The organism is Streptomyces sp. NPDC014991 (assembly GCF_043080665.1).
Lineage (GTDB): Bacteria > Actinomycetota > Actinomycetes > Streptomycetales > Streptomycetaceae > Streptomyces.
The window spans coordinates 1-20,250 of the sequence record NZ_JBIBVY010000027.1; the positions used below are offsets into that span (position 1 = coordinate 1).

The 20,250-nt window shown below is 71.9% G+C and carries 20 protein-coding genes and 1 pseudogene; 7 read left to right on the plus strand and 14 right to left on the minus strand.

Annotated features, from left to right (window positions below):
• Window positions 1-403 precede the first annotated feature (403 nt).
• The 3 genes from ACF1BE_RS30635 to ACF1BE_RS30645 form a co-directional block, all read right to left on the minus strand.
• Complete coding sequence (locus tag ACF1BE_RS30635) at window positions 404-1,369, minus strand: SPFH domain-containing protein (protein ID WP_392202262.1); 966 nt, start codon at window positions 1,367-1,369, stop codon at window positions 404-406.
• Window positions 1,370-1,492: 123 nt separating this feature from the next.
• Complete coding sequence (locus ACF1BE_RS30640) at window positions 1,493-1,924, minus strand: NfeD family protein (RefSeq protein WP_373911042.1); 432 nt, start codon at window positions 1,922-1,924, stop codon at window positions 1,493-1,495.
• A gap of 71 nt (window positions 1,925-1,995) precedes the next feature.
• Window positions 1,996-2,793, minus strand: coding sequence for an ABC transporter ATP-binding protein (locus ACF1BE_RS30645; protein ID WP_392202263.1), 798 nt, complete (start codon window positions 2,791-2,793; stop codon window positions 1,996-1,998).
• 151 nt (window positions 2,794-2,944) lie between these two features.
• On the opposite strand from ACF1BE_RS30645, the gene ACF1BE_RS30650 reads away from it, so the two are divergent.
• Window positions 2,945-3,733 (plus strand): hypothetical protein, encoded by a 789-nt coding sequence (locus tag ACF1BE_RS30650; RefSeq protein ID WP_392202264.1) that lies wholly within the window; start codon window positions 2,945-2,947, stop codon window positions 3,731-3,733.
• Between the two features lie 103 nt (window positions 3,734-3,836).
• Here ACF1BE_RS30650 and ACF1BE_RS30655 read toward each other — a convergent pair whose 3' ends face one another.
• The gene (locus ACF1BE_RS30655) at window positions 3,837-4,478 is read right to left on the minus strand and encodes a response regulator (RefSeq protein ID WP_392202265.1); all 642 of its coding nucleotides are present in this window, start codon (window positions 4,476-4,478) and stop codon (window positions 3,837-3,839) included.
• Window positions 4,471-5,640: a GAF domain-containing sensor histidine kinase gene (locus ACF1BE_RS30660; protein WP_392202266.1), complete on the minus strand. Its 1,170-nt coding sequence runs from the start codon at window positions 5,638-5,640 to the stop codon at window positions 4,471-4,473. The genes ACF1BE_RS30655 and ACF1BE_RS30660 overlap by 8 nt, the downstream gene beginning before the upstream one ends.
• 105 nt (window positions 5,641-5,745) lie before the next feature.
• Here ACF1BE_RS30660 and ACF1BE_RS30665 point away from each other — a divergent pair.
• Both ACF1BE_RS30665 and ACF1BE_RS30670 read left to right on the plus strand, forming a co-directional pair.
• A pseudogene (locus ACF1BE_RS30665) lies at window positions 5,746-5,991 on the plus strand (hypothetical protein); the annotation flags it as partial.
• Between the two features lie 274 nt (window positions 5,992-6,265).
• Window positions 6,266-7,042, plus strand: a complete 777-nt coding sequence (locus ACF1BE_RS30670) for a transglycosylase SLT domain-containing protein (RefSeq protein WP_392202267.1) — start codon at window positions 6,266-6,268, stop codon at window positions 7,040-7,042.
• Between the two features lie 110 nt (window positions 7,043-7,152).
• Here ACF1BE_RS30670 and ACF1BE_RS30675 read toward each other — a convergent pair whose 3' ends face one another.
• Both ACF1BE_RS30675 and ACF1BE_RS30680 read right to left on the minus strand, forming a co-directional pair.
• The gene (locus ACF1BE_RS30675) at window positions 7,153-9,747 is read right to left on the minus strand and encodes an FHA domain-containing protein (RefSeq protein WP_392202268.1); all 2,595 of its coding nucleotides are present in this window, start codon (window positions 9,745-9,747) and stop codon (window positions 7,153-7,155) included.
• A 204-nt stretch (window positions 9,748-9,951) separates the two neighbouring features.
• Window positions 9,952-10,137: a hypothetical protein gene (locus ACF1BE_RS30680; RefSeq protein ID WP_392202269.1), complete on the minus strand. Its 186-nt coding sequence runs from the start codon at window positions 10,135-10,137 to the stop codon at window positions 9,952-9,954.
• 321 nt (window positions 10,138-10,458) lie between these two features.
• On the opposite strand from ACF1BE_RS30680, the gene serB reads away from it, so the two are divergent.
• Window positions 10,459-11,682 (plus strand): phosphoserine phosphatase SerB, encoded by a 1,224-nt coding sequence (gene serB, locus ACF1BE_RS30685; protein WP_392202270.1) that lies wholly within the window; start codon window positions 10,459-10,461, stop codon window positions 11,680-11,682.
• A 111-nt stretch (window positions 11,683-11,793) separates the two neighbouring features.
• Here the strand turns inward: serB and ACF1BE_RS30690 are convergent, their stop codons facing one another.
• The 4 genes from ACF1BE_RS30690 to ACF1BE_RS30705 form a co-directional block, all read right to left on the minus strand.
• A complete protein-coding gene (locus tag ACF1BE_RS30690) occupies window positions 11,794-12,312 on the minus strand; it encodes a SixA phosphatase family protein (protein WP_392202271.1) in 519 nt (172 codons plus the stop codon).
• Between the two features lie 75 nt (window positions 12,313-12,387).
• A complete protein-coding gene (locus tag ACF1BE_RS30695) occupies window positions 12,388-12,594 on the minus strand; it encodes a hypothetical protein (RefSeq protein WP_392202272.1) in 207 nt (68 codons plus the stop codon).
• A 233-nt stretch (window positions 12,595-12,827) separates the two neighbouring features.
• Window positions 12,828-12,947, minus strand: a complete 120-nt coding sequence (locus tag ACF1BE_RS30700) for an SGM_5486 family transporter-associated protein (protein WP_276209447.1) — start codon at window positions 12,945-12,947, stop codon at window positions 12,828-12,830.
• A 55-nt stretch (window positions 12,948-13,002) separates the two neighbouring features.
• Window positions 13,003-14,277 (minus strand): CynX/NimT family MFS transporter, encoded by a 1,275-nt coding sequence (locus ACF1BE_RS30705; RefSeq protein WP_392202336.1) that lies wholly within the window; start codon window positions 14,275-14,277, stop codon window positions 13,003-13,005.
• A gap of 124 nt (window positions 14,278-14,401) precedes the next feature.
• Between ACF1BE_RS30705 and ACF1BE_RS30710 the strand changes: the two genes are divergently transcribed.
• Window positions 14,402-15,094: a FadR/GntR family transcriptional regulator gene (locus tag ACF1BE_RS30710; RefSeq protein ID WP_392202273.1), complete on the plus strand. Its 693-nt coding sequence runs from the start codon at window positions 14,402-14,404 to the stop codon at window positions 15,092-15,094.
• On the opposite strand, the gene ACF1BE_RS30715 is transcribed toward ACF1BE_RS30710, so the two are convergent.
• The 3 genes from ACF1BE_RS30715 to fabG all read right to left on the minus strand — a co-directional run bounded on the left by ACF1BE_RS30715 (window position 15,072) and on the right by fabG (window position 17,078).
• Window positions 15,072-15,422: a hypothetical protein gene (locus ACF1BE_RS30715; RefSeq protein ID WP_392202274.1), complete on the minus strand. Its 351-nt coding sequence runs from the start codon at window positions 15,420-15,422 to the stop codon at window positions 15,072-15,074. The genes ACF1BE_RS30710 and ACF1BE_RS30715 overlap by 23 nt on opposite strands.
• Window positions 15,423-15,585: 163 nt before the next feature.
• Window positions 15,586-16,353 (minus strand): enoyl-ACP reductase FabI, encoded by a 768-nt coding sequence (fabI, locus tag ACF1BE_RS30720; protein WP_392202275.1) that lies wholly within the window; start codon window positions 16,351-16,353, stop codon window positions 15,586-15,588.
• A 5-nt stretch (window positions 16,354-16,358) separates the two neighbouring features.
• Complete coding sequence (fabG, locus tag ACF1BE_RS30725) at window positions 16,359-17,078, minus strand: 3-oxoacyl-[acyl-carrier-protein] reductase (RefSeq protein ID WP_392202276.1); 720 nt, start codon at window positions 17,076-17,078, stop codon at window positions 16,359-16,361.
• Window positions 17,079-17,286: 208 nt separating this feature from the next.
• On the opposite strand from fabG, the gene ACF1BE_RS30730 reads away from it, so the two are divergent.
• On the plus strand, window positions 17,287-18,849 hold the full coding sequence (locus ACF1BE_RS30730; RefSeq protein ID WP_392202277.1) for a TldD/PmbA family protein: 1,563 nt from the start codon (window positions 17,287-17,289) through the stop codon (window positions 18,847-18,849).
• Window positions 18,846-20,243 carry a metallopeptidase TldD-related protein gene (locus ACF1BE_RS30735; RefSeq protein ID WP_392202278.1) on the plus strand — a complete coding sequence of 466 codons (1,398 nt, stop codon included), beginning with the start codon at window positions 18,846-18,848 and terminating at the stop codon, window positions 20,241-20,243. The genes ACF1BE_RS30730 and ACF1BE_RS30735 overlap by 4 nt, the downstream gene beginning before the upstream one ends.
• Window positions 20,244-20,250 lie beyond the last annotated feature (7 nt).

Here is a 20,250-nt window from a genome sequence, read left to right on the forward strand (position 1 = left end):
GCCTCCTGAGCGTTGGTGCAGATGTCGCAATCCACACCGAACCCAGAAGGCCCTCACCTGTTCAAGCACCCAGCCCGCGTGTCACCAACGTCCCGAGACAGCACACCTAGGGCCTTTCTTTCGGAACAGGCCGGCCGGGATCGCGGGCGCCGCATGGCCTACCCGAGCGGGGTCTGGTGCGTGCAGCTGCAAAAAGAGAGGCCCTAGGTGTGCTGACCCGGACCGGTCGTGCCGGCAGGTCGACGCCGGGCTGGTGACCGTGCGCACCGGGGGCATTCCGGTCCGGTCCTGGGGTGGGCCGGACCGCGCCCGGTGGGAGGGTGCCCGTGAGCGCGCGGGGCCAACGGCGGTGACCCGGTGGCCGATGCGGGCTCGGTCTGGCCGAACGCCCCCCTGGGCAGGCTCAGTCGATGGTCGGCTTCTCGCGGCGATCCGTGGCCGGGCCGGTGTTCTGGGGCGGGACGGAGTTGCCGCCGTTGCCCGAACCGCCGCCGAAGGGGCCGAAGTTGCCCATCGCGCCGGAGAGGCCCTTGAGGGCGTCACCGATCTCGCTGGGGACGATCCAGAGCTTGTTGGCGTCGCCTTCGGCGATCTTGGGGAGCATCTGGAGGTACTGGTAGGAAAGGAGCTTCTGGTCCGGGTCGCCGGCGTGGATGGCCTCGAAGACCGTGCGGACGGCCTGGGCCTCGCCCTCCGCGCGCAGGGCGGCTGCCTTGGCCTCGCCCTCGGCGCGCAGGATCTGGGACTGCTTCTCGCCCTCCGCGGTGAGGATGGCGGCCTGGCGCGTGCCCTCCGCGGTGAGGATGGCCGCGCGCTTGTCACGGTCGGCGCGCATCTGCTTCTCCATCGAGTCCTGGATGGAGGTGGGTGGTTCGATGGCCTTCAGCTCGACGCGGTTGACGCGGATGCCCCACTTGCCGGTGGCCTCGTCGAGGACGCCGCGCAGGGCCGCGTTGATCTCCTCGCGGGAGGTCAGGGTGCGCTCCAGGTCCATGCCGCCGATGATGTTGCGCAGCGTGGTGACGGTGAGCTGCTCGATCGCCTGGATGTAGCTGGCGACCTCGTAGGTGGCGGCCCGGGCGTCGGTGACCTGGTAGTAGATGACCGTGTCGATGTTCACGACCAGGTTGTCCTGGGTGATCACCGGCTGGGGCGGGAACGGGACGACCTGTTCACGCAGGTCGATGCGGTTGCGGACGGTGTCTATGAACGGGACCACGATGTTGAGGCCCGCGTTGAGCGTCCGCGTGTAGCGGCCGAAGCGCTCGACGATGGCGGCGCTGGCCTGTGGGATGACTTGGATCGTCTTGATCAGGGCGATGAAAACCAACACCACCAGGATGATCAGGACGATGATGACCGGTTCCATCGTCGCTCCCCGTACCCTTCTCCGCTTCGGCGCCTTCGGCAGATCTCATGACTGTTGAGGATCTTGCTGGTCGAGTCTGACAGACCGTCGCGCAACTCGTGAGTCGTTCTCGGTGAGTTGTCCTCAGATGACGACCGCGGTGGCCCCTTCGATGTCCACGACGTCCACTTCTTGGCCCACTTCGTAGGCACGGGCGGTGTCGAGCGCGCGGGCCGACCAGATCTCGCCGGCGAGCTTGATACGGCCACCGGAGCCGTCGACCCGCTCCAGTACCACGGCCTGTCTGCCCTTCAATGCCTCGATCCCCGTGGCGAGTCGGGGACGCTGTCTGCCGTGCCGGGCCGCGATGGGGCGGACGACCGCGATGAGGGCGACGGAGACGGCGACGAACGTGAGGACTTGGACGACCGCGTCGAAGCCGAGGGCGGAGACGACCGCCGCCGCGACGGCTCCCACCGCGAGCATGCCGAACTCGGGCATGGCGGTGACGACGAGCGGGATTCCGAGCGCCGCCGCGCCGACGAGCCACCACACCCATGCGCCGATGTCGTTCACAAGGTCATGGTAGGACCGCGACCGGGCGGCGGACAGGGCGCGAACGGGAGCGGAACCGGCCCGGGGGCGGGTCAGGACAGGGGCAGGCCCTGGGCGGTCCAGCGCTCACCGACCTGCTCCACGACAAGCGGAAGGCCGAAACAGAGGGAGAGGTTGCGGGAGGACAGTTCCAGCTCGATCGGGCCGGCGGCGAGGACCTTGCCCTGGCGGATCATGAGGACGTGGGTGAAGCCGGGGGCAATCTCCTCGACGTGGTGCGTGACCATGATCATCGAGGGGGCGATGGGGTCACGGGCGAGCCGGCCGAGGCGGCGGACGAGGTCCTCGCGACCACCGAGGTCGAGGCCGGCGGCGGGCTCGTCGAGCAGGAGCAGCTCGGGGTCGGTCATCAGGGCGCGGGCGATCAGGGTGCGCTTGCGCTCGCCCTCGGAGAGGGTGCCGAACCTGCGGTCCAGGTAGTCGCTCATGCCGAGGCGGTCGAGGAAGGCGCGGGCGCGCTGCTCGTCGACGGCCTCGTAGACCTCCTGCCAGCCGGCGGTCATGCCGTAGGCGGCGGTGAGGACCGTCTGGAGGACCGTCTGACGCTTGGGGAGCTTCTCCGCCATGGCGATGCCGGCCATGCCGATGCGGGGGCGCAGTTCGAAGACGTCGGTGCCGGGCTTGCCGAGGGTCTCGCCGAGGATGGTGGCGGTGCCCTTGCTGGGGTAGAGGTAGCTGGAGGCGACGTTCAGGAGGGTGGTCTTGCCGGCGCCGTTGGGACCGAGGATGACCCAGCGCTCGCCCTCCTTCACCGACCAGGAGACCTGGTCCACCAGAGCCCGGCCCTCCCGGACCACGGATACGTCCTGAAGCTCCAGAACATCGCTCATGAGCGTGTTGTCTCCCCTTGCAGTGTCGCCGGTCTCGGCTGTCGCGTACGCCTGTGGCTCGGGTCCGCCACGCCCGCGGGCGCAGCCCTTATGAAATCTACGCCACGAGCGTCCGCCACCATTCCATCGGTCCGGTCCTTAGGGTGGGGGCATGCTCTCGGAATCGCGTTCAGGACGCCTCGCCGCTTGGGGAAACGCCCTTCTGGCCGGACTTGTCTCTCCGGACGACGCCGTGCTCGCCATCGTGGGCGAGGACGCGGTGCACCGGGTGGAGGGACTGCCCGGTGAGTCCGCGCCGGTCGGGCTGACGCTGGCGCTGGGGCGGCTGCGCGCGCTGGGGGTGGCCGGGCTGCGGGTGGCGCTGCCCGCGCCGGGGCATCCGCTGGGGCTGAGCGGACCCGTCGAGTTCAACGCACGTGCGCTGGAGGCCGGGGAGGCGGTGATCTGTCACGGCGCGGCGGCCGGGCTGGTCCCCGAGGTGTTCGAGGCCGGGCCGGAGGGTGATGTGCACGTGGAGGTGGTGTGGCACGTGCTGCCGGTGCGGGAGGCGCCGCCCGCGGACGTGCCGTCGCTGGGTGAGGCCGAGCGGGAGCTGGCGGAGGCGCTGCGGGAGGCGACCGAGGTGCTGTCCGGGCTGGACGTCGCCGGGTCGGGTCCGGTGGCGGAGGCGGCCATCGGCGCGTACCGGGCGCGGGCCGAGCGCGGCCGGGAGGTGCTGGCGCCGGGATATCCGCCGCGCGCGGTGCGGGTGCTGGAGCTGGCGCAGCGGGTGGGGCTGCTGGTGTCGCTGGCGTACGACCACGGGCACGGGGGTGCGGTCAGCTCCGCCGAGATGGCGGCGCGTGCCGAGGCGCTGCGGCCGGTCGAGCGGACGGCCCGGCGGGCGCAGGTCGCGGCGTACAACGCGGTCGTGGAGGAGCGGGAGCGGGGAGTGCGCTGAGCGCCGGCCGGGCTCCTCGCCGCCCGGCCGGTGCCGGGGGCGGACATCGGGGGCGGACCTCGGGGTCGGACCTCGGGGTCGGGTGAGGTGCCGGCCGGGCGTCTCAGCCGGCCATGCCGTGGCGTACGGCCCACAGCGCGGCCTGGGTGCGGTCGGCGAGGTCGAGCTTCATCAGGATGTTGGAGACGTGTGTCTTGACGGTCTTCTCGGACAGTACGAGGGCGCGGGCTATCTCGCGGTTGGAGCGGCCGTCCGCGATCAGGCCGAGCACCTCGCGCTCCCGCTCGGTCAGCGTGCTGCCCCTGCCGTGACCGGTGCCGGTCTCCTCCTGCGAGAGCAGGGCCTCGGCGACCTCCGGCTGGAGCAGGACGTGCCCGGCGTGCACGGAGCGGATGGCGCCGGCGAGGGCGTCGGGGTCCACGTCCTTGTAGACGTACCCGGCGGCGCCCGCGCGCAGCGCCGGGACGACCGTGCGCTGCTCGGTGAAGCTGGTGACGATGAGCACGCGCGCGGGGTTGTCGAGTTCGCGCAGCCGGCGCAGGGCGTCGATGCCGTCCGTGCCCGGCATCTTGACGTCCATCAGGACGACGTCGGGCCGCAGCTCCTCGGCGCGGGCCACTCCCTCGGCGCCGTCGGCGGCCTCACCGACGACCTCGATGTCTTCCTGGACCTCCAGGAAGGTGCGCAGGCCCCGGCGGACGACCTGGTGGTCGTCGACGAGGAGCACCTTGATCGGTTCACCCACCGGGGGCCTCCATCTCGATCGTGGTGCCCTTTCCGGGCGCCGATTCCACGGTCAGCGTGCCTCCGACCCCGCTCGCCCGGTCCCGCATCGAGACCAGGCCGAGGTGGCGTCCGGCGCGGCGGACCGACGTCGGGTCGAAGCCGACGCCGTCGTCGGTGACGCGCAGGACCGCTCCGCAGCCGCGCCGCCGCACGCTGACGTCGACCCGGGCTGCGCCGGAGTGGCGCAGGGCGTTGTGCAGTGCCTCCTGGGCCACCCGGAGCATGGCCTCCTCCTGGGCGGCGGGCAGGGCGCGGAAGCCGCTGCCGGTGAAGGTCACGCGCGCGGTGTGGGCGCGGTCCAGCACCTGGACCTGGGTGCGCAGGGTGGCGACCAGGCCGTCCTCGTCCAGTGCGGCGGGCCGCAGCTCCACGACGGCGGCGCGCAGTTCGTCGGCGGCCTCGGCGGCGAGGGCCGCGACCTGGTGCAGTTCGTCCTTGGCGCGGGCGGGATCGCGGTCGACGAGCGCTGCGGCGGCCTGGGCGGTCAGGCGCAGGGAGAAGAGTTTCTGGCTGACCGCGTCGTGCAGTTCGTGGGCGAGCCGGGAGCGTTCCTCGGCGATGGTCAGTTCGCGGCTGCGCTCGTAGAGGCGGGCGTTGGTGAGGGCGATGGCGGCGTGCTGGGCGAGGATGCCGAGCAGTTCCTCGTCCTCCTCGGTGAAGCCGCACCCGCTCTCGGGTCCGGGGCGCTGCGGGTGTCCTGGCGGAGCGCACAGCTTGTTGGCGAGGAAGAGCGCGCCGATGACCTCGTCGCCGTCGCGGATGGGCAGGCCCAGGAAGTCGGCCAGCTCGGGGTGGGCGGACGGCCATCCCTCGAAGCGGGGGTCCTTGCGCACGTCGGCGAGGCGCTCGGCCTTCGCCTCGCTGAGCATCGCGGCGAGGATGCCGTGCTGGCGCGGGAGCGGGCCGATGGCGCGCCACTGTTCGTCGCTGACGCCGTCCACGACGAACTGGGCGAAGCCGCCGTGGTCGTCGGGGACGCCCAGGGCTGCGTACTGCGCGTCGAGCAGTTCACGGGCGGAGGCGACGATCGTCTTGAGGACGTCGCGTACCTCCAGGTGCCTGCTCATGGCCAGCAGCGCGGAACTCACCGCGGCGAGGCCGGACCGGGGGCCTTGACTCATGTGCTCACGGTACCGGCGGGGTGCGGCAGCGCGGATCGGTCCCGTGCGGGCGGGCCCGGTCCGCTTGACCTAGGACGGTTGGCGTAGGCCGCCGGGCCCGGGCGTGGAGCGCACGGCGTCCAGCCGCGGGGACGACGGGCGGGGGGCCGGCGGGTGCACGGGACGCCCGAACGCGGGGTACGAGTGGTGGACGGTCCGCTGACCGGGCTGCCCGAGCCGGAGGCCTCGTATCCGTTGATGCCGGCGGCCGTCGCCGGGCCCCGACGCCCCTCTCGTCCTCCCGCCGCGAAAGTCCTCACCCAGAGCGTTGCGGCGGCAACGCACCGTGAGAGTCCGGGAGGCGCGGTGTGAGCCCGCGCATAGGGCCTGCATCACGTACGAAGGGGCATAGGAGACGAACCGCCCCACATGAACGGGAAAGACGGTCCCGTCTGTCCTATTTTGCCCCTCCCTGATCCACTACCCGGGATAGTACGTCACACCTTTGCCTGGGGATTTTGCGCCAGCTAAGAATTGCATCCGTCGCTCAGCGCCGCGGGTTCCGCCCGCGGCGTTCGTGCGGGGGGACCCGATGCCCCCGGCGGACGCAGAGCGGCCTCCGCGCTATCGAAGAGGTCCATCAGCCATGCCCCAGAACATCCTCGGCCGTGCCCGCAGTCGTGCCCTGACGAAACAGCACGGGATCGCCCTTTCCGGTGTCGCCGCGCTCGGCGCCGCCGCCCTCGCCTTCTCGGCCGTCCCCAGCAGCGCCGAGACCGTCACCACCGGCGCCCCCGCCACGACCGCGCAGGTCGCTGCCGGCACCTCCCTGAAGAACGTCAGGGGCACGGTCACCGACCAGCTGGCCGGCACGAACGTCAAGCTCGACGCGTACGCGGCGCAGAAGAAGGCCGTGGACGCGGCCGCCGCGAAGAAGGCGGCCGACGCCGCCGCACAGAAGAAGGCAGCGGAAGCCGCCGCGCAGAAGAAGGCCGCGGAAGCCGCCGCCGCCCGGAAGGCCGCGCAGGAGCGCGCCACCCGTCAGGCGGCCGACCGTTCCGCGCAGCGCCCGCAGATGCAGCCGGTCGCCGCGAAGACGTACGCCGACAACCTCGACGGCTGGATCCGGCAGGCCCTGGACATCATGAAGACCAAGGGCATCCCGGGCTCCTACAACGGGCTGCACCGCAACATCCTGCGGGAGTCCTCCGGCAACCCCCAGGCCATCAACAACTGGGACGTGAACGCCGTCAACGGCATCCCGTCCAAGGGCCTGCTCCAGGTCATCCCGCCGACCTTCACCGCGTACCACGTCTCCGGCACGTCCTGGAACATCTACGACCCGGTCGCCAACATCACCGCCGCCGCCAACTACGCGGCGGACAAGTACGGCTCGATCGACAACGTCAACAGCGCGTACTGAGGGCCGGCGCGGACCTCGGTGACGACGCCGAAGGGCGGCACCCCCACTGCGGGGCGCCGCCCTTCGGCGTCGTACGGTCACGGGCTGCTCGCGCGTGTCGTACGGGCGCGTCACTTGCGCATGACCTCCGGTTCGTGGCGGCGCAGGAAGCGGGCCACGAAGAAGCCGCAGGCCACACCGAGCGCGATCAGCGCGACCATGTCCAGGCCCCAGGCCGAGGCCGTGTGGTCCCACAGCGGGTCGGTACTGCCCGGGTCGTCGGTGTTCGGGGCGATGTTGTTGAAGTCCAGCGTGGTACCGGCCGCGGCCACCGCCCAGCGCGACGGCATCAGGTACGAGAACTCGTTGACGCCGAGCGTGCCGTGCAGCGCGAACAGACAGCCGGTGAAGACGACCTGGATGATCGCGAACATGACGAGCAGCGGCATGGTCTTCTCGGCGGTCTTCACCAGCGAGGAGATCACCAGGCCGACCATCATCGAGGTGAAGCCCAGCGCCATGATCGGCAGGCACAGCTCCAGCAGCGTCGAGCCGCCGAGGACGAGCCCCTCGGCGGGGATCTCCCTGCTGGCGAAGCCGATCACGCCGACCATCAGGCCCTGCAGCACGGTGACGGCGCCGAGCACGACCACCTTCGACATCAGGTACGCCGAACGGGACAGACCCGTCGCCCGCTCCCGCTCGTAGATCACCCGTTCCTTGATCAGCTCACGGACCGAGTTCGCGGCACCCGCGAAGCACGCGCCGACGGCGAGGATCAGCAGAACGGTGGTGGCGGTGCCGTTCGGGACGTGCGCGCCGGTCCTCGGGTTGATCGTCTCGTTGACCAGCAGACCGCGGCTGTGGTCGATCAGCAGGCTGACCGCGCCGAGGACCGCCGGCAGGATCACCGTCAGCGCCAGGAAGCCCTTGTCGGAGGCGATGACCGACACATAGCGCCGGATCAGGGTCATCAGCTGCGAGCCCCAGCCCTGCGGCTTGGGCGGCCTGACGGCCTGGGGCACCGGCACGGACGCGGACTGCGGGGCGACCGAGTCGAGGTCCGCCGCGTACATCTGGTAGTGCTGCGAGCCCTTCCAGCGGCCCGCCCAGTCGTAGTCGCGGTAGTTCTCGAAGGCGGAGAAGACGTCGGCCCAGCTGTCGTAACCGAAGAAGTTCAGCGCCTCCTCCGGCGGACCGAAGTAGGCGACCGCGCCGCCCGGCGCCATCACCAGCAGCTTGTCGCACAGTGCCAGCTCGGCCACGGAGTGGGTGACGACGAGGACCGTGCGGCCGTCGTCGGCGAGGCCGCGCAGCAGCTGCATGACGTCACGGTCCATGCCCGGGTCGAGACCGGAGGTCGGCTCGTCCAGGAAGATCAGCGACGGCTTGGTGAGCAGCTCCAGGGCCACCGACACCCGCTTGCGCTGGCCACCGGAGAGCGAGGTGACCTTCTTGTCCTTGTGGATGTCGAGCTTCAGCTCGCCCAGCACCTCGTCGATGCGGGCGTTGCGCTCCTGCGCGGTGGTGTCGGCCGGGAAGCGCAGCTTGGCCGCGTACTTCAGGGCCTTCCTGACGGTCAGTTCCTTGTGCAGGATGTCGTCCTGCGGGACCAGACCGATGCGCTGGCGCAGCTCGGCGAACTGCTTGTACAGGTTCCGGTTGTCGTAGAGGACCTCGCCCTGGTTGGCGGGCCGGTAGCCGGTGAGCGCCTTGAGCAGGGTCGACTTGCCGGAGCCGGACGGGCCGATCACCGCGACCAGCGACTTCTCCGGGACGCCGAAGGAGACGTCCTTCAGGATCTGCTTGCCGCCGTCGACCGTGACGGTCAGGTGGCGCGCGGAGAAGGAGACCGCACCGGTGTCGACGAACTCCTCGAGGCGGTCGCCGACGATGCGGAAGGCGGAGTGGCCGACACCGACGATGTCGGTCGGGCCGAGCAGCGCGCTGCCGCCCTTGGCGATCGGCTGGCCGTTGACGTAGGTGCCGTTGTGCGAGCCGAGGTCGCGGATCTCGAGGCGGCCGTCGGGCGTGGCGTGGAACTCCGCGTGGTTGCGGGAGACCTGGAGGTCGGAGACGACCAGGTCGTTCTCCAGGGCACGGCCGATGCGCATCACGCGGCCGAGGGAGAACTGGTGGAACGTGGTCGGGCTGCGGTCGCCGTGGACCGGCGGTGCCCCCGCGCCACCACCGGGCGTCTTCTGCGCGTACTGCTCCGCTGGGCCGCCCTGCTGCTGCGGGAACGCGGGCGCCTGCTGCCACTCCGGCCCGGGACCCTGCGGGTGTGCGGGCGCCTGGTGCGGCACGGACGGCTGGTGCGCGGGCGCCTGGTGCGGGTCGGACTGCTGGTGCGCGGGCGCCTGCTGGGACCAGCCGGGTGCGCCGGCCGCCGCGTAGGGCGCCGGCTGCTGGGCCGGGTTGCCGGCCGGCGCGGCGGCCGCGGACAGGTTCAGCCGCGGCCCGTCGGTCGCGTTGCCCAGGTGCAGCGACGCGCCGGGGCCGATCTCCATGTGCTGGATCCGTCGGCCCTGCACGAACGTGCCGTTGGTGCTGCCGTGGTCCTCGATGGCCCAGCCGCGGCCGTCGAAGCTGACCGTGGCATGCCGCCAGGACACCCTGGCGTCGTCGAAGACTATGTCTCCCTGCGGATCGCGTCCGAGGGTGTAGGTCCTGGACGGATCGAGCGTCCAGGTACGTCCGTTTGTTTCGAGTACGAGTTCCGGCACTCCATGCCCCACTGAGTTGTCCCCCGAATTGCCCCCGTCGCGGGGAGTCTAGGGATGTCGAACATCGTGGGGAACTATTTCAGGCTCGGCCCCCTGACCGAAATCCGGGCCTTGCCAAGGGTGTCGGCGGGCGCTTCGGCTCCGCGCCGATCCGGCCCCGGGCGCAGGCGGAGGCCGTTGTGGCACTCGGGGTGGGCGGCTCGGTCAGGTCGTCGGGATGGCCCGCACCTGCGTCGTGTTCGCGCCACTCGGGGAGAGGCCGGGTGGCGCCCTGCCGCCGCCGTGGTCGTGCCTACGGCCCTCGCACGCGGCCGGGTTGTGACCGCGCCGGCCGAACTGCCCGCCCGTACGGGCACGGTGGTCCTGGTCGTCGAGTCGCTCGCCGCCCACCTCGCTTTCCTGTCGCCCCGGGGGGGGCTCGCGGAGCCGGGCACGCCGAGGAGGTGCTCCTCCCCCGCGGCTCCTCCCCCGCCGGGCCGCTGCCTCCGCCCGGCCGGTGGCTACGAAGCGGCGCGGTGATCGTCGCCCGGATCTGCCGTCCTGTGCCGGCCGTGGGATCCTCGGAGGGAGCCGGGCCGGTACCGCGTGTGCGGGGTGGCGCCGACGTTCGGTGGCAAGCTGGTCGACACCGGCCCCACACCTGTTGTTCCGTGTCCGTCAGGCGGACCTCGGCGGCAGGAGGCACGGGGTGCCGGATACGGTGGTGACACCATGAGCGCTTCGCAGATCCCCGCTTCGCAGACCCCCGAGGTGCCCACCCTCCTCGTCAAGATATTCGGCAAGGACAGGCCGGGCATCACCGCCGGCCTCTTCGACACCCTTGCCGCCTACCTCGTGGACGTGGTCGACATCGAGCAGGTCGTCACCCGGGGCCGCCTGGTGCTGTGCGCGCTGGTGACGCAGCCGCCGGCCGGCCTGGAGGGTGACCTGCGGGCCACCGTGCACAGCTGGGCCGAGTCGATGAAGATGCAGGCGGAGATCATCTCCGGGCACGGCGACAACCGCCCGCGCGGCCTCGGACGCTCCCTGGTGACCGTCCTCGGTCACCCGCTGACCGCCGAGTCGACGGCCGCGATCGCCGCGCGGATCGCGAAGGCCGGTGGCAACATCGACCGTATCTTCCGGCTCGCCAAGATCCCGGTCACGGCGGTGGAGTTCGCGGTGTCCGGTGTGGAGACCGAGCCGCTGCGCACGGCCCTGGTCTCCGATGCGGCGGCACTGGGCGTCGACATAGCGGTCGTCTCGGCGGGTCTGCACCGGCGGGCCCAGCGGCTGGTGGTCATGGACGTGGACTCGACCCTGATCCAGGACGAGGTCATCGAGCTGTTCGCCGCCCACGCGGGCTGCGAGGACCAGGTCGCCGAGGTGACCGCGGCGGCGATGCGCGGGGAGCTGGACTTCGAGCAGTCGCTGCACGCGCGCGTGGCGCTGCTGGAGGGGCTGGACGCGTCGGTGGTGGAGAAGGTGCGCGACGAGGTCCGGCTGACGCCGGGCGCGCGCACGCTGATCCGCACCCTGAAGCGGCTCGGCTACCAGGTCGGCGTGGTCTCCGGCGGCTTCACCCAGGTCACGGACGACCTGAAGGAGCGGCTCGGGCTGGACTTCGCGCAGGCCAACACGCTGGAGATCGTCGACGGGAAGCTGACCGGCCGGGTCGTCGGCGAGATCGTGGACCGGGCGGGCAAGGCGCGGCTGCTGCGCCGGTTCGCGGCCGAGGCCGGGGTGCCGCTGTCGCAGACCGTGGCGATCGGTGACGGCGCCAACGACCTGGACATGCTGAACGCGGCGGGGCTGGGCGTGGCCTTCAACGCCAAGCCGGTGGTGCGCGAGGCCGCGCACACGGCGGTGAACTTCCCCTTCCTCGACACGGTCCTGTATCTCCTCGGCATCACCCGCGACGAGGTCGAGGCGGCGGACACCCACGACGAGGAGTGAGCCCCGGGTCCCCGGGCGGGTGCGCCGGAGGGTCCGGCACCCGGCGTGATGCCGGACCCTGCGGCGCACCCGGTCAGCCGGAGGTCACCCGCCGGGGTGCACCGGCCGGGATCACTCGGAGGGCGCCCAGTAGTCCGTGAGAGTGGCCACGCCCGGCTCCACGCTCTTCCAGGGGCCGTCGAAGGTCAGCAGGGCGAACCCGGCGGCGGGGAAGCCACGGCGGTCCATCCGTTCGCGGGCGTCGCCCTCGGCCGAGCCGGCCAGGACCTCGGCCAGACCGTGGACGCCCGGGTTGTGGCCGATCAGGACCACGTTCCGCACGTCGTCCGGGATCTCGTCCAGCACGGCGATCAGCTCACCGGGCGAGGCGTCGTAGACCCGCTCCTCGTAGACCGTCCTCGGCCGGTGCGACAGCTCGTGGACGGCGAGCTTCCAGGTCTCGCGGGTCCGGGTGGCCGTGGAGCACAGGGCCAGGTCGAAGGTGATGCCGGTGTCGGCCAGCTTGCGTCCGGCGACTGCGGCGTCCTGGCGGCCCCGCTCGGCGAGCGGGCGCTCATGATCGGAGACCTGGGGCCAGTCGGCCTTCGCGTGCCGGAAGAGGGCGATCCTGCGGGGTTCTGCGACGCTCATGGAATCCAGCTTCGCATGAAACAGGCCACCCGGCTCAGGGAGTTGACATGCGGATTCACCGCGTGAGGGGCCCTGTCAGCGCGCGAGGAGCCGGTGGGCGTGCTCCAGGAGGCGCGCTGTGGCCGGGGCGCCGCCGGCCGCGTGGGCGTCCGACGGGTTCAGTATCAGCGCCAGCAGGGCGAGGAACGCGAGGGCGGGCAGGGCGAGCGACCACCAGGGCAGCTTCATGCCGACGCCGCCCGGGGTCGCCGGGTGGGGCCGGGAGTGGGTGCGGGTCGGCATGATCGCCTCCGTGAGTCCTCGAGCGGGTCCGTCACCGCCGGGTGCGGTCACCTCTCGAAGCTACGGAATCCGGGGCGTCCAACCCATCCGGAATTCCACCCAGTTCACCCTGACCCTGGCCCCCTAGGGGATGGTGGTGCCAGCCCCACCGTCCGCCGCGGAAAGCGGCTGCGGGCGGGGCGGCCGTCCGGCGGGAGCCGTGGCCGTCCCGTGGGGTGGGGCGGGGCGGTCGTTCAGGGAGACGCGATGATCGCGATGATGGCGATGATCACGAAGATGGCGAAGAACGAGCCGAAGACGAGCAGCATCTTCTTCTGGCCGTTCTGCGGGTTCGGGTCGAGCACAGGCTGCATGCGCCCAGTCTCGCACCTTGTCCCCCGGATCCGGCCGCCGGGGCGCCCGGGCGGGTCAGCGCGCCGCCTCCTCCTCCACCGTACGGTCGCGGCCCGCCAGGAAGCCCACCACCATCTGCGGCAGCATGAGGCCCGCCATCAGGGCGATCGGCAGGCCCCAGCCGCCGCTCCGCTGGTAGAGCACGCCGACCAGCAGCGGGCCGGGGATCGAGATCAGGTAACCGGTGCTCTGGGCGAACGCGGACAGCTGGGCCACCCCCTGACCGCTGCGGGCCCGCATGCCGACCATCGTCAGTGCGAGCGGGAAGGCGCAGTTGGAGACGCCGAGGAGCAGTGCCCAGGCCCAGGCGCCGCCGGCCGGGGCGAGGTACAGCCCGGCGTATCCGGCGAGCCCGCAGGCGCCCAGGACCAGCACGATGGGCCCCTGGTGGGGCAGCCGCGTGGCGACCCGCGGGATGACGAAGGCCAGCGGCACGCCCATCACCATGGTGACGGCGAGGAGCACGCCCGCGGTGCCGGCCGGGACGCCGGCGTCCCGGAAGATCTGCGGCATCCAGCCCATGGTGATGTAGGCGGCGGTGGCCTGGAGGCCGAAGAAGACGGCGAGGGCCCAGGCGGTGCGGCTGCGGGAGATCCGCAGCGGAGCGGCCCGGGCGGGTTCCGGCCGCGTCTGCCGGTGTTCCCCGGCCGGGGCCGTGCCGCGGTCCCGGAGGAGCGGCAGCCAGGGCAGGACGGCGACGGCGGCGACGGCCGCCCACACGGCGAGCCCGGGCTGCCAGTCGCCGCCCAGGACACCGGTCAGGGGGACGGTGACCGCGGCGGCGAGGGAGGTACCGAGGGCGAGGGCCATCGAGTACAGGCCGGTCATGGAGCCGACGCGGTCGGGGAACCAGCGCTTGACGATGACCGGCATGAGGACGTTGCTGACGGCGATGCCCATCAGGGCGAGGGCGCTGCCGGCCAGGAAGCCGGCGGTGGTCCCGGCGTACGGCCGCACGAGCAGGCCGGCGGTGATGGCGGCCATGCCGGCGCAGACCACGGCGGCCGGTCCGAAGCGGCGGGCCAGACGGGGGGCGGCGACGCCGAAGACGGCGAAGCACAGCGGGGGCACGGAGGTGAGCAGGCCGGCCACGCTGCCGCTCATGCCGAGGCCGTCGCGGACCTCCTCCAGGAGTGCGCCGAGGCTCGTGATGGCCGGGCGGAGGTTGAGCGCGGAGAGCACGATGGCGACGACGACCAGCCGGGCCGCCCAGCCACGCGTGCGGGGCGCGCCGGGGGTCGTTCCGTCGGGGCGCGCCTCGGGGGCCGTACCGCGCTCGGTCGCAGACATTGCCGTACGGGTGTCCGCCGTCCGGGTTTCCTCACTCACCATGAGGTCCATCATAGAATCATGGGATGATTGGTTGTCCATCCCCGGGACGTCCCGGCCCGGGCCTCGCGTGCGAAGGTGTGCCATGCCCTTGAGCCACCCCCGTCGTTCGGCGCTGTCCGAACAGGTCATCGCCGCACTGCGGAACCAGATCACCTCCGGTGAATGGCCGGTCGGCTCACGCATCCCGACGGAGCCGGAACTGGTCGAGCAGCTCGGGGTCGCCCGCAACACCGTCCGCGAGGCCGTCCGCGCGCTGGCGCACAACGGTCTGCTGGACATCCGGCAGGGCTCGGGCACGTACGTCGTGGCGACGAGCGAGCTGGCCGGCGTGATGCACCGGCGGTTCGCGGGCGCCGACCCGCGCCACATCGCCGAACTGCGTTCCACGCTGGAGTCGGCCGCCGCGAAGCTGGCCGCCGAGCGGCGCACCGAGAAGGACCTCAAGCAGCTGGACGCGCTGCTGGCGCGACGCGAGGAGGCCTGGCGGACCGGCGATACGGAGGCCTTCGTGACGGCCGACACCACGTTCCACCTGGCCGTGGTGGCCGCCTCCCACAACGACGTGATGACCGCGATGTACGCCGACCTGGGCGAGGTGCTGCGGGACTGGCTGCGCGCGGACGTCGGCGCGGAGCTGACTCCGGGGACGCACATGGACCATACGCGGCTGCTGGACGCGATCCGCGCGGGGGACGCGGAGTCGGCGGCGGAGGAGGCCGCGAGCTACCCGTTCCTGTGCCGTCCGGGCCGGTTCACCGCGCCTTCTGGTGGCTGACCCAGACGGTACGGACCTCCTTCCAGCACCGGCCGGTGAGCCGTACGGTCAGGGCGGCCCCGGCGTCCACCGGGGCGCTGTCGGTGTCGATGTCCCACCAGCGGGCGCACTCGATGTGCAGACGCACGCGATCGGTGTCGACGTACGGGTTGTGGCAGTAGGCCACCACGCGGGAGCCGCGGACGGCCGTGCGGCAGGCGGCGCCGAAGCGACTCGGCGCGGGCGGTTTCCCGTCGCTCGGGCGCGCGTGCGGCAGCGCGTCGTACGGCAGGGACAGGACGAGGGCCAGGGCCACGGTCACCGGGGCGAGGCTGCGGGAAAGGCGCACAAGGGGACCTCCTCGGCCGGCTGCGGAGGGACCTGCGGGGGACCGGTGCAGTCCACAGTGCGCCGCCCCGGCCCGGGCGGCCCGGGGGGTGAGCCGAACGGGTGACGCCCCGCTCCCCGCTCGTGACGGCGGGAAACGGGGCGTCGGTGAGGTCCGGCGAGGGTCAGGCGCCGATGGCGTGCAGACCGCCGTCGACGTGGATGATCTCGCCCGTGGTCTTCGGGAACCAGTCGCTCAGCAGGGCGACGACACCGCGGCCGGCCGGCTCGGGGTCCTTGAGGTCCCACTCCAGCGGGGAGCGGGTGTCCCACACGGCGGCCAGGTCGCTGAAGCCCGGGATGGACTTGGCGGCCATGGAGCCGATCGGGCCCGCCGAGATGAGGTTGCAGCGGATGTTCTGCTTGCCGAGGTCGCGTGCCATGTAGCGGCTGGTGGCCTCCAGGGCGGCCTTGGCCGGGCCCATCCAGTCGTACTGCGGCCAGGCGTACTGGGCGTCGAAGGTGAGACCGACGACCGAGCCGCCGTTCTGCATCAGCGGCAGGCAGGCCATGGTCAGCGACTTCAGGGAGAACGCCGAGACGTGCATGGCGGTGGCGACCGACTCGAACGGCGTGTTGAGGAAGTTGCCGCCGAGCGCGTCCTGCGGGGCGAAGCCGATGGAGTGCACGACGCCGTCGAGGCCGCCCAGCTCCTCGCCGACGACGTCGGCCAGGCGCGCGAGGTGCTCCTCGTTCGTCACGTCCAGCTCGATGACCTTGGCGGGCTTCGGCAGCTTCCTGGCGATGCGCTCGGTCAGCGTGGGCCGCGGGAACGCGGTCAGGATGATCTCGGCGCCCTGCTCCTGGGCGAGCCTGGCGACGTGGAAGGCGATGGAGGACTCCATCAGCACACCCGTGACCAGGATGCGCTTGCCCTCGAGAATTCCGCTCATGGTGATCAGTGACCCATTCCCAGTCCGCCGTCAACGGGAATGACGGCTCCAGTGATGTACGAGGCGTCGTCCGAGGCGAGGAACCGCACCGTCGCGGCGATCTCCTCCGGCTGCGCGTAACGGCCGAGCGGCACCTGCGAGACGATGTTCTTGCGCTGCTCGTCGGAGAGCGCCTTCGTCATGTCGGTGTCGACGAAGCCGGGCGCGACGACGTTGAAGGTGAGGTTGCGCGAACCCAGCTCCCGGGCGAGGGAACGCGCGAAGCCGACCAGGGCGGCCTTGGAGGCGGCGTAGTTCGCCTGCCCCGCCGAGCCGAGGAGGCCGACCACGGACGAGATCAGGACGACCCGGCCCTTCTTGGCGCGCAGCATGCCGCGGTTGGCGCGCTTGACGACACGGAAGGTGCCGGTGAGGTTGGTGTCGATGACCGAGGTGAAGTCCTCCTCGGACATGCGCATCAGCAGCTGGTCCTTGGTGACGCCGGCGTTGGCGATCAGAACCTCGACCGGACCGTGCCGCTCCTCGATCTCCTTGTAGGCCTGCTCCACCTGCTCCGGGTCGGTGATGTCGCACTTGACGGCCAGGCAGCCCAGTTCCGTCAGGGCGGCCGGCGGCTCACCCGAGCGGTACGTGATCGCGACCTTGTCGCCGGCGTCGGCGAATGCGCGGGCGATGGCGAGGCCGATGCCCCGGTTGCCTCCGGTGACGAGAACCGAGCGGCTCAACGGATCACCCTTTCGATAGCGGTCTGATGCAGTCCGACAATCCGCCCGGACACCTGGATGACAGGCGGCTTCACCAGAAACCTATCGGTCCGGATTCCCGCGGGGACATTCGGGCACCGACAGTGGCTCGGGAGTGTCGCTGTCGGGTCCCTACAGATTCGGCCGGTACGCGACCCGAAGGTGTGGTCCACCCGGCCGCCCGCACGACATGATCGGGACGACAGGCCACGACAGCAGGGAGACCTCCGTGCCTCATTCCATCGACGAAGCCTTCACGGCGCTTCCCCTACGGGCCCTCGCCGACGCCGCGCTGGCCCGCGCGCGTGCGCTGGGGGCCGAGCACGCGGACTTCCGGTTCGAGCGGGTGCGCAGCGCGTCCTGGCGGCTGCGGGACGCCAGGCCCGCCGGGACGTCCGACACCACCGACCTCGGGTACGCGGTCCGGGTGGTGCACGGGGGTACGTGGGGCTTCGCCTCCGGAGTGGACCTGACCATGGACGCCGCCGCGCGCGTCGCCTCCCAGGCGGTCGCGATGGCCAGGCTCTCGGCACAGGTGATCAGGGCGGCCGGGTCGAAGGAGCGGGTCGAGCTGGCCGACGAGCCGGTGCACGCCGACCGGACGTGGATCTCGTCGTACGAGATCGACCCCTTCTCGGTGCCGGACGAGGAGAAGGCCGCGCTGCTGGCCGAGTGGAGCGGGCGGCTGCTGGCCGCGAACGGCGTCGACCATGTCGACGCCTCACTGCTCACCGTGCACGAGAACAAGTTCTACGCCGACACCGCCGGGACCGTCACGACCCAGCAGCGGGTGCGGCTGCACCCCGAGCTGACGGCCGTCTCGGTCGACGAGTCGAGCGGCGAGTTCGACTCCATGCGCACCCTCGCGCCCCCGGCGGGCCGCGGCTGGGAGTACCTGACCGGCACCGGCTGGGACTGGGACGCCGAGCTGGAGCGGATGCCCGGGCTGCTGGCCGAGAAGATGCGGGCACCGAGCGTGGAGCCCGGCCTGTACGACCTGGTGGTCGACCCGTCCAACCTGTGGCTGACCATCCACGAATCCATCGGCCACGCCACCGAGCTGGACCGCGCCCTCGGTTACGAGGCCGCCTACGCCGGCACCTCCTTCGCCACCTTCGACCAGCTCGGCAAGCTCAGGTACGGCTCCGAGCTGATGAACGTCACCGGCGACCGCACCGCCGAGCACGGCCTGGCGACCGTCGGCTTCGACGACGAGGGCGTCGAGGCGCAGTCCTGGGACCTGGTGAGGGACGGCACGCTGGTGGGCTACCAGCTCGACCGGCGGATCGCGCGGCTGACCGGGTTCGAGCGGTCCAACGGGTGCGCCTTCGCCGACTCGCCCGGCCATGTGCCGGTGCAGCGCATGGCCAACGTGTCGCTGCGGCCGGACCCGGCCGGTCTGTCCACGGAGGACCTGATCGGGGGCGTCGACCGGGGCATCTACGTGGTCGGCGACCGGTCCTGGTCGATCGACATGCAGCGGTACAACTTCCAGTTCACCGGGCAGCGCTTCTTCCGGATCGAGAACGGGCGGATCACCGGGCAGCTGAAGGACGTCGCCTACCAGGCGACGACCACCGACTTCTGGGGGTCCATGGCCGCCGTGGGCGGCCCGCAGACGTACGTCCTCGGTGGTGCCTTCAACTGCGGCAAGGCCCAGCCGGGCCAGGTGGCCGCCGTCTCCCACGGCTGCCCCTCCGCACTGTTCCGGGCAGTGAACATCCTCAACACGACGCAGGAGGCCGGTCGATGAGCGCCCGCACCACCAAGCCGCACGAGATCGTCGAGCAGGCCCTGGCGCTGTCCCGCGCCGACGGCTGTGTCGTCATCGCCGACGAGCACTCCACCGCCAACCTGCGCTGGGCGGGAAACGCGCTCACCACCAACGGGGTCACGCGGGGCCGTACGCTCACCGTGATCGCGACCGTGAACGGCCGGGAGGGCACCGCCTCCGGTGTCGTGTCCCGCTCGGCGGTCACCCCCGAGGAGCTGGAGCCGCTGGTACGGGCGGCGGAGGCCGCCGCGTGCGGTGCCGGGCCCGCCGAGGACGCGCAGCCGCTGGTCGGCGGGGTGCCGCAGTCCCCGGACTTCACGGACGCGCCCGCGGAGACCTCCTCCGCCGTGTTCTCCGGCTTCGCCCCGGCGCTCGGCGAGGCGTTCGCACGCGCGCGTGCGGGCGGCCGCGAGCTGTACGGCTTCGCCAGCCACGAGCTGGTGTCGACGTACCTCGGCACGTCCACCGGGCTGCGGCTGCGGCACGACCAGCCCAGCGGCACGCTGGAGATGAACGCCAAGTCGCCGGACCGTACCCGCTCGGCCTGGGCCGGCCGGTCCACCCGGGACTTCGAGGACGTCGACCCCGGGGCGCTGGACGCCGAGCTGGCCGTACGGCTCGGCTGGGCCGAGCGGCGGGTCGAACTGCCCGCGGGCCGGTACGAGACCCTGCTGCCGCCGACCGCGGTCGCGGATCTGCTGATCTACCAGCTGTGGTCGGCGTCGGGCCGGGACGCGGCCGAGGGGCGGACGGTGTTCTCCAGGCCCGGCGGGGGCACGCGGGTCGGCGAGAAGCTGAGCGCGCTGCCGCTGACCCTGCGCAGTGACCCGCACGAGCCGGGCCTGGAGTGCTCGCCCTTCGTGGTCGCGCACTCCTCCGGCGGCGACCGCTCCGTGTTCGACAACGGGCTGCCGGCCCGCCCCACCGAGTGGATCAGCGACGGTGTGCTCACGCGGCTGACCACCACCCGGCACACCGCGGACCTGACCGGGCTGCCCGTCGCCCCGGCGCTCGGGAACCTGGTCCTGGACGGCGGGCGGGACCGCTCCCTGGAGGAGATGGTCGCGGACACGCGGGGGCCCGGCCTGCTGCTGACCTGCCTGTGGTACATCCGGGAGGTCGACCCGGCGACGCTGCTGCTGACCGGCCTGACCCGGGACGGCGTCTACCTCGTGGAGAACGGCGAGGTGACCGGGCAGGTCAACAACTTCCGGTTCAACGAGTCGCCGGTGGACCTGCTCGGCCGGGCCACGGAGGCCGGCCGGACCGAGAAGACGCTGCCGCGCGAGTGGAGCGACTGGTTCACGCGGACCGCGATGCCCGCGCTGCGCGTCCCCGATTTCAACATGAGCTCTGTCAGTCAGGGCGTATAACCTCGTA